The 13,661-nt window shown below is 35.9% G+C and carries 12 protein-coding genes and 2 pseudogenes; 6 read left to right on the top strand and 8 right to left on the bottom strand.

The annotated features are described in order from the left end of the window. The first annotated feature begins 120 nt into the window (after nt 1–120). Together LI951_RS04170 and LI951_RS04165 are read left to right on the top strand one after the other, a co-directional pair. A complete protein-coding gene (locus LI951_RS04170; RefSeq protein WP_202067249.1) occupies nt 121–738 on the top strand; it encodes a YitT family protein in 618 nt (205 codons plus the stop codon). A 450-nt stretch (nt 739–1,188) separates the two neighbouring features. Beyond that, nucleotides 1,189–2,169: a dipeptidase gene (locus tag LI951_RS04165; RefSeq protein WP_202067248.1), complete on the top strand. Its 981-nt coding sequence runs from the start codon at nt 1,189–1,191 to the stop codon at nt 2,167–2,169. A gap of 291 nt (nt 2,170–2,460) precedes the next feature. On the opposite strand, the gene LI951_RS15360 is transcribed toward LI951_RS04165, so the two are convergent. The 6 genes from LI951_RS15360 to rpmH all read right to left on the bottom strand — a co-directional run bounded on the left by LI951_RS15360 (nt 2,461) and on the right by rpmH (nt 6,840). Then, nucleotides 2,461–2,508: a hypothetical protein gene (locus LI951_RS15360; RefSeq protein WP_420705913.1), complete on the bottom strand. Its 48-nt coding sequence runs from the start codon at nt 2,506–2,508 to the stop codon at nt 2,461–2,463. Between the two features lie 460 nt (nt 2,509–2,968). Further along, entirely contained in the window at nt 2,969–3,754 is a 786-nt protein-coding gene (locus LI951_RS04160; RefSeq protein WP_229441371.1) for a winged helix-turn-helix domain-containing protein, read from the bottom strand. A 593-nt stretch (nt 3,755–4,347) separates the two neighbouring features. Further along, a complete protein-coding gene (gene jag, locus LI951_RS04155; protein ID WP_229441370.1) occupies nt 4,348–5,118 on the bottom strand; it encodes an RNA-binding cell elongation regulator Jag/EloR in 771 nt (256 codons plus the stop codon). Between the two features lie 16 nt (nt 5,119–5,134). Beyond that, nucleotides 5,135–5,965 carry a YidC/Oxa1 family membrane protein insertase gene (locus LI951_RS04150; protein WP_229441369.1) on the bottom strand — a complete coding sequence of 277 codons (831 nt, stop codon included), beginning with the start codon at nt 5,963–5,965 and terminating at the stop codon, nt 5,135–5,137. 15 nt (nt 5,966–5,980) lie between these two features. Beyond that, nucleotides 5,981–6,316 carry a ribonuclease P protein component gene (gene rnpA / locus LI951_RS04145; protein WP_202067317.1) on the bottom strand — a complete coding sequence of 112 codons (336 nt, stop codon included), beginning with the start codon at nt 6,314–6,316 and terminating at the stop codon, nt 5,981–5,983. Between the two features lie 389 nt (nt 6,317–6,705). After that, nucleotides 6,706–6,840 (bottom strand): 50S ribosomal protein L34, encoded by a 135-nt coding sequence (gene rpmH / locus LI951_RS04140; protein ID WP_002356012.1) that lies wholly within the window; start codon nt 6,838–6,840, stop codon nt 6,706–6,708. 508 nt (nt 6,841–7,348) lie between these two features. On the opposite strand from rpmH, the gene dnaA reads away from it, so the two are divergent. Then, nucleotides 7,349–8,689 (top strand): chromosomal replication initiator protein DnaA, encoded by a 1,341-nt coding sequence (gene dnaA, locus LI951_RS04135; protein ID WP_202067244.1) that lies wholly within the window; start codon nt 7,349–7,351, stop codon nt 8,687–8,689. Between the two features lie 411 nt (nt 8,690–9,100). Next, nucleotides 9,101–10,231: a DNA polymerase III subunit beta gene (dnaN, locus tag LI951_RS04130; protein ID WP_202067243.1), complete on the top strand. Its 1,131-nt coding sequence runs from the start codon at nt 9,101–9,103 to the stop codon at nt 10,229–10,231. A gap of 33 nt (nt 10,232–10,264) precedes the next feature. Here dnaN and LI951_RS04125 read toward each other — a convergent pair whose 3' ends face one another. Continuing rightward, complete coding sequence (locus LI951_RS04125) at nt 10,265–10,729, bottom strand: MFS transporter (RefSeq protein ID WP_229441368.1); 465 nt, start codon at nt 10,727–10,729, stop codon at nt 10,265–10,267. A 50-nt stretch (nt 10,730–10,779) separates the two neighbouring features. Between LI951_RS04125 and LI951_RS04120 the strand changes: the two are divergent. Further along, nucleotides 10,780–11,013, top strand: a pseudogene (locus LI951_RS04120) (transposase); the annotation flags it as partial. A 150-nt stretch (nt 11,014–11,163) separates the two neighbouring features. Further along, nucleotides 11,164–11,257: pseudogene (locus LI951_RS04115) on the top strand (transposase); the annotation flags it as partial. Nucleotides 11,258–11,959: 702 nt separating this feature from the next. On the opposite strand, the gene LI951_RS04110 reads toward LI951_RS04115, so the two are convergent. Next, nucleotides 11,960–13,147 (bottom strand): CHAP domain-containing protein, encoded by a 1,188-nt coding sequence (locus tag LI951_RS04110; RefSeq protein ID WP_229441367.1) that lies wholly within the window; start codon nt 13,145–13,147, stop codon nt 11,960–11,962. Between the last annotated feature and the right edge of the window lie 514 nt (nt 13,148–13,661).

The raw sequence follows: 13,661 nt of genomic DNA, 5'->3' as shown, positions 1-13,661 counted from the left end.
TAAATGACCTGTAAAGCGGGTCATTTTTTTCGCAGACCTATGAAATAATTGCCTGCAATTAGGGAGACTCTTTTGATAAAGTATGGAAAGGAATGATTACTTTGAGAAAGAAGGGTTCAAATGAAAGATGAACTGAAAAAAATCCCCGGTATTCTTGCAGGGATTATTATTATTTCCATAGGATTGAATTTTTTCCTGCTTCCTCATGGCATAGCTTCCGCTGGTGTAGGCTCCATTGGCTATCTTCTTGAAATACTCTTGCTCATTGACCGCACAGTTATCGTTTGGAGTGTAAATCTGCTGATGCTTTGTCTGGCTTTTTTATTTCTGAATCGAGATGTATTTCTAAAAACACTTCTAGGCAGCCTGATGTTTCCAGTCATTTTGAGCTATGTTCCAGTTGTTTCTGTAACCAGATTTTTCCCAGTTGCTTTGATTATCGGCAGCTTCATGTTCAGCCTGGGTATATTCATCCTCTATCAGATTGGGGCTTCTAATGGCGGAGTGACTGTTCCGCCGCTGATTTTTAATCGTCATTTTGGCATGGATCGTGCAACTGGTGTTTTTTTAACGAATCTCGTGATCATTTTATTAAATTTTATTGTTTTTGGTGTTCGAGAAGCTGTTGTCTCAGCTATTTCGATCTATCTCATTGCCATTTTTATGAAAAAAATGATGCAGATAAAAGAAACAGCCGCCGAAAGAAAAAAAGATGCGATAAGAGATTTATCTAACTAATTAAGTAAACATTAAAAATAACAGTAACATACTCACTATTAACAACTATTAAACAAGAACGCTATAGAGTCTATTACAACTGAAACGCTTGTATTGATTATAAGGATTGTTTTAATACTAAGTTTATAAGACCATTTATTTATGACAAATAAAAAAACCTGATTATGGGAATCAGGCCTGGGAGAAGCGTATTCGCTTCAACTACTTTATCTCCGTATTGCCTACGTTGATAAGAATGATTTCGTAGTAAATATACTTTGTTTGCACTCTTTTGTCAATGAATTTTGAAAGATTCCTATTAAATAATCATTTTACATTCATATTTCTGAAAAGTTTTTTGAAAAATACATAGGACTATTTTTATTTTGACAGTTCTACCAAGGCCTTTCTGAAAACAATGGACGAAAGTCTTTCAAAGAGGTACGATAAATAAAAACGAGGAGAATAATTATGCTAAATACAATAGATATGCATTGTGATACAATAATGAAAATTTATCAAAGCAAGCAAAATGGATCAGCAGAATACCTAAGAAGCAACACGTTTCAAATTGACCGGAAAAAACTGAAGAAGGGAGAATATCTGCTTCAAAATTTTGCCCTATTCATGGATAAAAAAGAAACTGCTGATCCCTACAAAACCTGCAAAGAAATGATTGCTTGCTTCTATGAGGAAATGGAAAAAAATCAGGATTGGATTAAACCTGTTAAAAGTTATGCAGACATACAAGCCAATCAAAATGACAACCTCATGAGTGCGCTGCTGACGATGGAAGAGGGAGCACCTGTTTGCGGAGATTTGAAAAAGCTGGAGGAGTTTTATCAGGAGGGAGTTCGGATGATGACTCTTACCTGGAATTATCTGAATGAAATCGGGTTTCCAAACGCAGCATTTTTTAATGAAGAAACACAGACTTTGACGACTGCTCAGCAAGGCTTAACAGAACAGGGAACAGCCATCGTCCAGCGTATGGAGCAGCTGGGAATGATCATTGATGTCTCTCACGGCTCAGATCAGCTGGTTGAAGATGTTCTGACTCACACTAAAAAACCATTTGTTGCCAGTCATTCAAATGCCCGTGCTGTTTGCTCTCATTTTCGAAATCTGCCCGATCCTCTGATTAAAAAAATTGCCGAAAGAGGCGGTGTAATCGGTATAAACTACTTTGACCTGTTTCTAAAAGAGGAAAATAGGTTTGTGTCGCTAACTGATGCATTTATTGCTCACGTGAATCATTTTCACACTATCGGAGGGATTGATTGTATTGGTCTAGGATCAGATTTTGACGGCATTCCTGTCTCATCTGAACTGCCTGATGCTTCTTCTGTCACTAAACTGTATCAGGCACTGGACCAAGCCGGCTACTCTTCCGGGGAAGTAGAAAAGATTTTCACCGGAAATGTTCTTCGTCTTTATAAAGAGTGTTTATAGCAGCCGATCTTATTTATAATAAAAATAATGCTTTTAGACGATCCAATTCTATAACTATGGAGCGAAAAAAACTTTCCCGACTAGGTCCTCATAATCTATGCTACAAATGAATCGGGCAAGAGGTTAATTATTAGTTGACTAGCCGACCTCTCACACCACCGTATGTCAGACTGTCTAACAAATACTTCAACATAAAAAATCTACTTTTGATTTTGCTCACTCGCAGTTCCAAACGACATCAAAATAACAAAAAATAAAAGCTTCAGAATCATTTGATTGCCAATAACCTTTTCAAAAATAGTTCAACCAGCCTCGTAATAGCTGGTTGATTTTCTCGATTCAATAGTTTATCCTTAGCCGCAACTGCAGCCGATTTTACAGTATTCGTTCTTCTTCATTTCAGTTAAAAGTAGGAAGTTCAGCACTATATCTGCTGCTGAAGAACTATCTACGGTTACAATTTCCTGTGAGTGGTTTCCTAACACCTTCCCAAGTTGCTTAATTTCTTATTCATCTGATAATCCCAAGATAAACTCTTAATTTTCTTTGATCTCAGCTTTATCAACTTTTGTAATTAAAAATGATGACTAGTGCTCTTGACCAAACTATAGATTACATTAAAAGATAGTCTATAAATGGTGTTCAATGATAGAAAATGTCTGCTTGTATGTTTCATATGTTACTATATAGCCGTACAAATACTGCCCCACAGAGAACAGCAGCCATCAGTAGGTTGATCCAAAGCGGTTTCATTTTTTTGATTCTATTGATTTCATTTACCTTGCCTACTTGCTAAAAGTCAATTATGTATTTCCCGTCCTATCTCCCTATCATATTCTTTTAAACACAGCATGTAGCCTTTGGAGCGAACAGTACGTATAATCATCGGATCTACCGCATCAGATTCAATTTTTTCCCGCAAATGAAAAATTAAATTTGCCACTCGATAGTTTTGATTATTAAATTCTTTATCCCATATTAATTCAAATAATTCTTTGTATATGACAGTATTGTTTTTATTCTTATAGAGAATTTCCATAGTTTTGTATTCTAGACGAGTCAAAGGAATTTCTTTTTTCCCATTAATCTTCACACTATGATTTCTAGGAATAAGTTCCAGTGATTTTGTACCTGACATTACTTCTTCTTCCGGTTCTAACTTTTTTAAGTGCTTTCCTTCATAAAAAAATGCTTTTTTACATTTGTTTAAATTATTTGAAATAAATAATTGAAGTTCATTGGGTTCCAAATCCTCCGGTATAATACCTAATGCACCTAATTGCAGATAAACACTTCTCATAATTTTTTGTAGGTTGGAGGACATAACCCATACATATACATTTGGCTTCTCTTTAAGTTTCAACAGGATACTACATGTACAAGCTGTATCCTGTACAGCATCTTCACAAATAATCATTCCATCACATTCAGACTCTCTTTCTTCAAAATTATCTGCAGTCAACTGAACTACATTAATATCATTTTTTTCCAGAATTTCTGAATAGGATTCTTCAAATTTAATTGATAGATTAATAACACCTATGTTCATGACAGGAGTCTCCTTTTCTTTTTTTCTAAATTTCAATTTCTATCCAATTTAATTAAAAAATAATTTCTTTTCCAAACATAATAATGAAATAATTTTTAATAAAATTAGTATTTTTACACACTTCATTTTAGAACAATCTATTTTATAAGTCCATACTATTTCTTATATTTTTTTAAAATAAAAATATGATTAAATTAATTATATATAACACATTTAACTATTTGTTTCGAAAACCAACAGATAGATTTTTATTTTATCTAAAATAAAAATGATCTATATCGTTCATCAAAAACAAATAAATTCAATATATTTGTGGATAACGAACTAAAATTATTTTTAAAAAAAGAGATGCTTACTCGCTCTTTTTAAATATGTCTTGTATCTTATTTTAGACTGCATAACTCTAAGAGCTTAAAATCCAAACTACAAGCCGGCAAAACTATCCTTTTATGTGACTCTAATACCTGTTGAAATAGAAGCATATAAAAAATAGGGATCAATCTCTTCTAAAAAAGATTGATCCCTATTTTGCTTCTAGTTCATTTTTACCTGATCTTAATCCTAAATAATGACTCGCTTTAATTTTAACAAACTATTATTAGACAATATCCCTCATTTATTCCAACTATTTAGTAGTATTTTTTCGACGGTTCTACAACCAAATAGCGGTAAGGTTCATCACCTTCAGAATGTGTTTTAATATGCTCATCTTTACTTAAAGCAAAGTGAATCTGTTTTCGTTCAAAGGCTGGCATAGGCTCCAGAAAGACCGGTTGACCGGTACGTTTCACTTTTTCAGCTGTCCGATCTGCCAAACGTTTCAACACCGCCTGACGCTTCTCACGATAGTCACCTGCATTAACAACTACTGACAATTTATTCGCCGCTGCTCTATGGATAAAGACCTGTGCCAAATACTGCATAGCATTGAGAACTTTTCCATGTTTCCCAATCAGAATCCCCTGCTTATTGGAATCTAAATGGAAAATCACATGATCTGTTTCGCGTTCCACACGAACCATCGCCGGAGCATTTAACTCCTTGGAAATATTGGTCAGATATAAAGCCAACTCAGTAATAGCCGCTTCATCTTCCAAATTTTCCAATGATTCTGCCGGTACAGAAGAAACTTCTGTACTTTCCATTTCTTTTACTGCCTGTTCCATCCCTGATGCTTCATCAATTGCAACGATATCCTCCACGACATCTTCTACTGCTTCAGAGATGTCTTCACTAACTGTAGGTTCAACGGAAACTTGTGCTGCCTTTTTTCCAATTCCCAGAAAACCTTTCTTTCCTTCAGATAAAACAGTAATTTCTACAGCCTCTTTCGTTAGCTGCAGGGCACTCAGCCCTTTTAAAATTGCTTCTTCAACCGTATTGCCTTCATAAATCGGCATGTCAAAACCCCCTTAATTAGCGTTTTTTATTTCTTTTTTTCTTAGGATTTTTAGCTTTTTGAAGGGCTCTTTCAAGCTCTTTCTGCTGACGAACTTTTTCTTCGCGTTCTGCTCTGATTTTAAACGGATTGTTAATCATCAGTGTCTGCACTACTGAAAAGGCATTGGAGATTACCCAGTAAAGCGATAGTCCGCTGGCCAGATTCAGACCCATCATAAAGATCATTACTGGCATTACATAATTCATGATTTTCATTGATGTATTTGATTCCAGCTGACTCATGCTTGTCAAATAACTGCTGGCAAAAGTAAAGGCTGCCGCCAGGATCGGTAAAATCAGGTAAGGATCAGGGGAAGCCAGATTCAACCACAGAAAGCTTCCTTCTTTTAATTCAGGGACACGAGAAATTGACTGATATAAGGCCATCATGATCGGCATTTGAACCACTAAAGGCAAACAGCCGGCATATGGATTTACACCATTTTCCGAATATAGCCTCTGCTGTTCTTCACGGAATAGTCGTTGTGTTTCCGGATCTTTGGACGCATATTTTTCCTGCAGTGCTTTCATCTGAGGCTGTATTTCCTGTGTCTTCCGCATACTCTTTGTCTGGAAATGCATTAATGGAAGTAAAATAACACGAATAACTAATGTAAACAGGATAATCCCGACTCCTGAGTTTCCTGCAAGTGACAGGAACTTAATAGCTTCAGCAAAATAATAAACGATATAACGATCCCAGATCCCTGTACTGTCCTGACTGATTGGTTCCGTTCCGCAGGCTGATAATACAAATACTAACATGACTAAACCAGCCATTAACAATAGGCGCTTATACTTTTTCACAAATCTTTTCCTCTCTCATTTTAAAATTTTTGCAAGGTTTAACACGTGCTTCAAATTTGTCATAACTTCTTCTGAAGTCAGATCCTGAACCCCTTGTCTGGCTATAATAATAAAATCATACGATTCATCAATCTGATCTTTCAATGTGTAGATCGATGCACGTATTTTTCGTTTCACAGCGTTTCTGGTCACTGCGTTCCCAATTTTTTTCCCAACAGAAATCCCCACACGAAAATGTTTTTGTTCCCTTTTCAAGATGTACACAACAAATCTCCGATTCGCATAGGAGTCCTTACTTAAAAATACTCGCTGAAATTCTTTTTCTTTCTTCACTCTGTAGGATTTTTTCATTGTCATCCCTTGTTTCCATTCTTTTTACTTACCATACAATGATAGCATATTACTGGTATTATTTTCATCTTATTCCTGTTAAAAATTAGTCAAAGAATTCTAATATTTTAATTTTATTCAGCCTCATTTAATCATGTTTTTACAGCGTAACTATTATTTGGGTATTTCTGAGTACCTAATCAAACAAATTCTCAAAAGCAGCAAGATTATTTTGATACGCTTTTTATCCGTAATTCGTTAACAATAAAACAGAAGCGTTCAGATTGCTCCGACTCTGTCAGACACTTAATTCTGAAAAAAGAACCCTTTATTATCTTTACATCAACTGTGTTGTATAGATAATAAAGGGTTCTTTATTTATAAGTGATATAAAAGTTGATTTGCATTGTTTACGCTGAAATTACTTTTCTACCTTTACGACGTCTGCTTGCTAATACACGGCGGCCGTTTTTAGTACTCATACGTTTACGAAATCCGTGAACTTTCTGACGCTTACGTTTATTTGGTTGATATGTTCTTTTCATTAATTCCACCTCCTGAACTGCTATCTATTCATCAAATATATAGACATACTTTGACAGTATAACGAATGATTACCTGATTTGTCAATAAGAAATCCAATAAATAACTTTCTTTTCAAGCTAAAAGTTATCCACATCATTTTATTTTAAGTGGATAATTTGTGGATATCTTATTTTTGTCTTTCTTTTACCCACCGGTTTTCCAGCTACTTTTACACAAAAAAACAGCCTGTGCAAAAGATATGCACATCCATTGACAAGGTTGTGGATAAGTCTTAAAAACACTTTATTATCAATGGAAATTTTCCACTTTTATATGTGGATAACTAGAAAAAAGGAGAGTTACCCACATCTTATTTTGCATGTGTGGATAACTTTTTCCCGTTTTGTTGATTTATTTTCCACAATATTCATTTGCCTGTGGAAAAAGTTCAGGAAAAATGCTAAAATCTTATTTGCGAATCAATAATCGACAAGAGAGAATTATACTTAATTATAAGGAGGTTCCATAATGCCCGACGTGGAAAGTGTCTGGAGAAATTTAGAAGCAGCTTACCAATCTGTTTTATCCGCCCCCAGCTTTGATGCATGGATAAAAACCACTCATCCGCTGAAACTGGAGAACAGCCAGTTATGGCTGGAAGTCCCCTCTGCTGTTCACAGAGATTACTGGGAAAAAAATCTGGCAGCCAAAATTGTAGAGGTTGGTTTTCAATTAACCGGCAGCGAAATCATTCCGCATTTTGTCGTCAGCGGAGATCAGGCAATGATGGCTCCAGAATTAAAGGAGACATCGACGGAAACAAAAGAAATTGATGAGTATGGGAAAAAAGCTATGCTTAATCCCAAATACTCTTTCGATACATTTGTAATAGGAAAAGGAAACCAAATGGCCCATGCTGCGGCTTTAGTTGTTGCAGAAGATCCCGGCTCTATCTACAACCCTTTATTTTTCTATGGGGGAGTTGGACTTGGAAAAACCCATTTAATGCATGCCATTGGTCATCAAATGCTGCAAAATCAACCAAATGCTAAAGTAAAATATGTCAGCAGTGAAACATTCACTAATGAATTCATTAACTCCATTCAAACAAAAAAGTCAGAAGAATTCAGGAATGAATATCGAAATGTGGATCTTCTGCTAGTTGATGATATTCAGTTTTTAGCAGAAAAAGAAGCAACCCTGGAAGAATTCTTCCATACCTTTAATGATCTTTACAATGAAAATAAACAGATCGTTCTTACCAGTGACCGACCGCCAAATGATATTCCAAAGCTGCCGGAACGACTGGTTTCTCGCTTTGCATGGGGACTTTCTGTTGACATCACACCTCCTGATCTGGAAACCAGAATTGCGATTTTAAGGAAAAAGGCCGATGCAGAACGTCTTGAAATTCCTGATGATACACTCAGTTACATTGCTGGTCAAATTGATTCTAATATCCGGGAACTCGAAGGAGCATTGGTTCGTGTACAGGCATACGCAACCATCAACGGGCAAGACATCAATACCAGTCTGGCAGCGGATGCTTTAAAATCCCTAAAATCAATTGGCAGCCGAAATGATCTTTCCATCCTGCAGATTCAGGAAGAAGTAGCCAAATACTATCATATTCATTTAAAAGATTTAAAAGGGAAAAAGCGAGTAAAATCAATCGTCGTTCCCCGACAAATTTCTATGTATCTTTCAAGAGAAATGACGGACAGCTCTCTACCAAAGATCGGGGCTGAATTTGGCGGAAAAGATCATACTACTGTTATTCATGCACATGAAAAAATTCAGCAGCTGATCGAAAATGATCCGATTATTCAGAAAGAAATAAGTGAAATTAAAAATCTGCTGAATCCGTAATTGTGGATAAGTTTTCAAAAAGCACAAAAGTTATCCACAGGTTATCCACAGGCAAAACCATAGTCTTTTCTTACAAAATTTAACTTTTCCACAGAATTAACAGGACCTACTACTTTTATTATTCTTTTATATATAAATAAAACTAAGCAATCCACAGATTTTCAATCTGTTTTTGAGTCAGATAAATATCAAGACTGACGATCTCAAACATAGAAAAAAGAGAACAGGTAACACAGAAAGTATCTGAAGAATTACAATGAATATGGTATGATAAAAAAAGAGTTTGATATTTTAGAAAATAAATAGACGGTATCAAAAGTCTGAAAATGATTCTGGAACACCATATAAACAGCAGACAATAATTCTTTTGTAGAAAAAATTGTCATGCAAAACTAAAAGGAGCGTCGAATGATGAAACTAACAATTAAGCGCAGTATTTTTCTGCAGGAGCTGCAAACTGTTCAAAGAGCAATTTCGTCAAAAACAACCATCCCAATTTTAACAGGGGTCAAAATTGTTCTAACTGATGAAGGACTGTCTTTAACTGGGAGCAACGCAGATATTTCTATAGAAAGCTTTTTAAGTGTTGAAGATGAAAAAGCACAAATGACGATTGAAAAAACAGGCAGCATCGTTTTACAAGCTCGTTTCTTCGGTGAAATCATCAGAAAGCTCCCGGAAGAAACAGTTACTTTGGAAGTATTGGAAAATAATCAGGTAGCCATAACTTCAGGAAAAGCTGATTTTACAGTAAATGGTTTAGACGCAGACAATTATCCTCATTTACCGGTAATCGATGCAAAAAATCAAATCAAGCTTCCAGTACACTTGCTGACAAAAATTATTAATGAAACAAGCTTTGCGGTTTCTCTTCATGAAAGCCGTCCTATTTTAACAGGGGTTCACTTTGTCTTGGAAAATCAAAAGCTTTTAGCAGTAGCAACAGATTCACACCGTCTGAGTCAGCGGATTATTCCAATTGAACAGACAGCGGAAAATTTCAATATTGTTATTCCCGGGAAAAGTTTACTGGAACTTTCTCGCTCCTTCACAAATGAAGAAGAAATGGTTGAGATCAGTATTATGGAAAACCAAGTCCTTTTCAAAACTAAAACAATGTATTTCTACTCCAGGTTACTGGAAGGAAATTATCCTGACACCAACCGCCTGATTCCGACAAGTTTCAATACAGAAGTGGAGATTGAGGTTCCTGAGTTTTTATCAGCGATCGAACGTGCATCCCTGCTTTCACATGAAGGTCGTAACAACATTGTTCGGTTGGCTATAACCTCTGAATCTGTTTTCCTTTATGGCAATTCCCCTGAAGTAGGGAAAGTTGAAGAATCATTAAATTACGAGAAGGTATCTGGAGATCCATTGGAAATTTCCTTCAATCCAGACTACATGAAGGCTGCTTTAAGAGCTTTTGGTGATACAACAATCACTATGAAATTCATTTCGCCAATCCGTCCGTTTACTTTGGAGCCGACAGAAGCAGATATGAATTTTATCCAGCTGATTACACCAGTTCGTACAAATTAATTTGAATAATTGAAAGAAGCTGCTCAATAAACATTATTGAATGGCTTCTTTTTTTGAATAAATCCATAGAAAAATCTGCTCGGTTAAGGTGATAATACTGAGAAACAAAAAAACAGCAGAAAAGGAGTTTTTTGAAAATTTTTCTATCAGTACCCCTCCTATAACAGGCCCTATAGTAGTTCCTGCTTTGACAATTTCCAACAAGCCAAAAAAGAATCCTTTGTTTTTTTCGTCAGCAAAAGAATCAATCAGATAATCAAAATTACTTCCCAGCAGGACTTCTGCGAGACTGTAGCTTATAACCATTAAGCTACAGAAGAACCAATCTGCACTTTGAGCAACAAATAGAGGACTGACCGCAAACAGACAATTGCTCAGTGCAATAAGTTTCAAGGCAGATTGTTTTTTCAGAAAGTAAAGAGCAGGAAACTGAAACAGCAGAATTAAAAGAGAATTTACTGAGAGCATTAAACTATAGCAATCTTTTCCTAAACTCATCAAATTGCTTGAAGTAAAAAATAAGGAAACTGTCGAAGGAATGAACTCTATTGAGAAAAACATATGATCGTGAATTTAAACTAAAGATTTCACAGGATATCCTTGAGAAGAAGGTAACTACCAAGAGAATATCTGACGAATACAACATCTCTTGTTCAACAAATTCCCGATGGATTTCAGAATACCGTCGATACGGAAAAAATGCTTTTGCTGGACAAGGAAAAAGATTACCTGATAAAGTAGATTTCTACATTCTTGAACAGGAAAATGAAATTCTAAAAAAGTTCGGCACGTTTGTGAACAAACATCATCAACAATATTCAATTCAAACTTTGTGTAGGATTCTAAATGTAAGTAGGCAAGGATATTATTTATGGCGGAATCGGCGCCCAAGTAGGACTCAACTCCGCCATAATTTTTTAAAAGAGAATATTAAGCGAGTGTTCTACGAACACAAGGGTCGATACGGATCTCCAAGAATCGCTCAATAACTTTACGATGAAGGAATCGAAACCAATAAACGTGTTATGGCTGTCCTTATGCGCAAAAGGATTTCATCGACGCAACTCTTCTTATGGTAGAGGAAAAGCAATCAAAGAAATAGTAAAAGAAAATTTATTGAATCGACAATTTGAACAGAGCCAAATCGAAGCTGTTTGGGTGACGGATATTACTTATATTCCTTGTAATGACGGTCGCCTCTATTTGTACACCTACATTGACTTGGCAACTCGTATTCCACGTTGCTATGGAGAATTGCCTACGGTAATTCATTCCGATAGAGATAGCCAATATCGGTCTCTTATCTATCAAGAGCTGTTGACCGACCACCACATCACACATTCAATGAGCCAACCTGAGACTCCTGTTGACAATGCAGTAATCGAATCGTTTCATCGATCAAACGAGAATTAATCGAACCCAACAAGCATAAAAATAAAATAGAGATGAAGGTGTTAATCCAAGATTATTTAGAAGACTACTATCCAATCAAAAGAATCCATACAAAATTTATGATGACTCCTCGACAATTTGAGGTGAAGAAAATAAGTAATCTAACCGACTGTTAACTAGACTGTTGCAGGTCCGGTTTATTTTACACTCTCTTTTGATTAGCTACTTGTTGTACTGACCGTTTAAGTGTGCACAAAATATCTATTTTTTTAGAGAGTTGAATAAAAAAAGATTTTTATTGGATACTCTTTCTGTATTTACTTTTTTATATCCAATTTATGGAATGGCAACCACATTTTTTGAATAGTAAAAATCACTGATCACTGTTTTATCATCTGCAGTAATATATCGAGACAGTACAGAAATACGTTTCCCTTTAGCACCAGCTGGGATCGGGATCGTAATGTCAAATCCACTTTTTTCAGCTGAAGCAATAGCAGGGAAAACGTTCGCTACGTCGGGTCGAGACGTTCGAGTTATCACGTTTCTTGAGATTTCTTTCCCCGTATCTGCATTCATAATAAAGATATAGCTTTTTAGTCCATCCGTTACTTTTGTATCTACATGCCAACCTTCTAAACGAACATTTTCATTTTTAACTGTGATACTGTTACGTCCTTCTGTTTGATTACCAGGAATTGATACAACATTGTTTGTATAGTTTTTATCACTGATTACAGTCTTATCATCCGCAGTAATATATCGAGATAGGACATAGATTCTTTTCCCTCTTGCTCCCTCTGGAATTGCAACAGTGATATCAAACCCGCTTTTTCCTGACTCCGGAATGTTAGGGAATAATTTGCCTACGTCCGGTCTTGCTGTCCGAGTAATCTGATACCTAGCTATCTCAGCTTTAGTGTCTGCATTCATGATAAAAACATAGCTTTTCAAACCTGCTTTTAACCGACTATCAATATGCCAACCTTCTAAACGAATTCTTCCTTTACTAATTGAAATACTATTAAGCCCATCTGTTACTGCCGTTGTTGGATTTTTAAAGCCATTATCCGGTGCATGTAGAATGCATTTAACGGAACGACTAGCTGAAAGTCCAACATAATTGCTGCCGTTGTAACTATACGTAATTCTACCATTTGCAGAGGCATTTTGTTCAACTGCATAGATTATGCCTTTTTCTGTGTCCGTGTAATCAACAACGGACACATGTCCATACTGGTTCCAATCTGTGCCATTTTCAATAACTAAATCTCCAGGTACTGGAACATATTTAGACCCAGGATTATATCTAATTAGGCCTGGAGAACCTTCTGGAATATACTGTGCGCCTCCATTTCCAGCTGCAAACACTCTCGGCCAGCCCATTTTTGGGTATAACCTTTGCTGAGGCAGCTCAACACATTGGTAATATGTGCCGTAATTCCCTCCATTTGAATATACCGGAACCCCCTGTCCTTTTAACCATTGATTACCTGCAATCAAAACTGCTCCTTCTACTGCCATTTTCATTACCTCTTTTTTCTATAATTTATTTCAATCGCATATTTCACGGCCGTTTAAAATATATCAATTGATACTAAAAGTATAGGCGAAAATTAGAAACTTAAACTTTCACTATTCTCCCAAAAAACTCTCACATTTTTATTAAGAACAGGCAGTTATTCTCGCAAAATAGACAGCTTTCAAGAGCTTTTGGATGTGCTGAGTCAAATAGGTTATATGGACACTGTTAATGCACTGAAAAACTATTTTAATTAAGATATGCTGGGGCGAAGAAACTAGGGCGTGTCTGAAAAGTTAGTGGGATTCGAATTTTTCAGTGATTTTTGTTGAAATCAAGGAAGAAAACACAGCTTATGTGGTTCATAAGCGAGTATTTATGACGAGGAATTCGATAAAAATCATCAAACTATTCGCCGCTTGAGTTTTCAGACACACCCTAATAGACCAAAAGATTTATTGATTATGTTTCAGCGTTTGACTGGTTTCAGAATCTATAGGTCATTTTCGAAAAAAA

It is taken from the genome of Enterococcus sp. BWT-B8 (assembly GCF_020567625.1).
Classification (GTDB): domain Bacteria; phylum Bacillota; class Bacilli; order Lactobacillales; family Enterococcaceae; genus Enterococcus_L.
Note: the sequence above shows the minus strand (reverse complement) of the source record. Positions and strands in the feature narration are given on the sequence as shown.

Coding starts and splice junctions, on each gene's coding strand:
- LI951_RS04165 (WP_202067248.1), top strand. CDS start 1,189: ATGCTAAATACAATAGATATGCATTGTGATACAATAATGAAAATTTAT.
- dnaA (WP_202067244.1), top strand. CDS start 7,349: ATGCCCGACGTGGAAAGTGTCTGGAGAAATTTAGAAGCAGCTTACCAA.
- LI951_RS04110 (WP_229441367.1), bottom strand. CDS start 13,147: ATGGCAGTAGAAGGAGCAGTTTTGATTGCAGGTAATCAATGGTTAAAA.
- LI951_RS04125 (WP_229441368.1), bottom strand. CDS start 10,729: ATGAGTTTAGGAAAAGATTGCTATAGTTTAATGCTCTCAGTAAATTCT.
- rpmH (WP_002356012.1), bottom strand. CDS start 6,840: ATGAAAAGAACATATCAACCAAATAAACGTAAGCGTCAGAAAGTTCAC.
- rnpA (WP_202067317.1), bottom strand. CDS start 6,316: ATGAAAAAATCCTACAGAGTGAAGAAAGAAAAAGAATTTCAGCGAGTA.
- jag (WP_229441370.1), bottom strand. CDS start 5,118: ATGCCGATTTATGAAGGCAATACGGTTGAAGAAGCAATTTTAAAAGGG.
- dnaN (WP_202067243.1), top strand. CDS start 9,101: ATGAAACTAACAATTAAGCGCAGTATTTTTCTGCAGGAGCTGCAAACT.
- LI951_RS04170 (WP_202067249.1), top strand. CDS start 121: ATGAAAGATGAACTGAAAAAAATCCCCGGTATTCTTGCAGGGATTATT.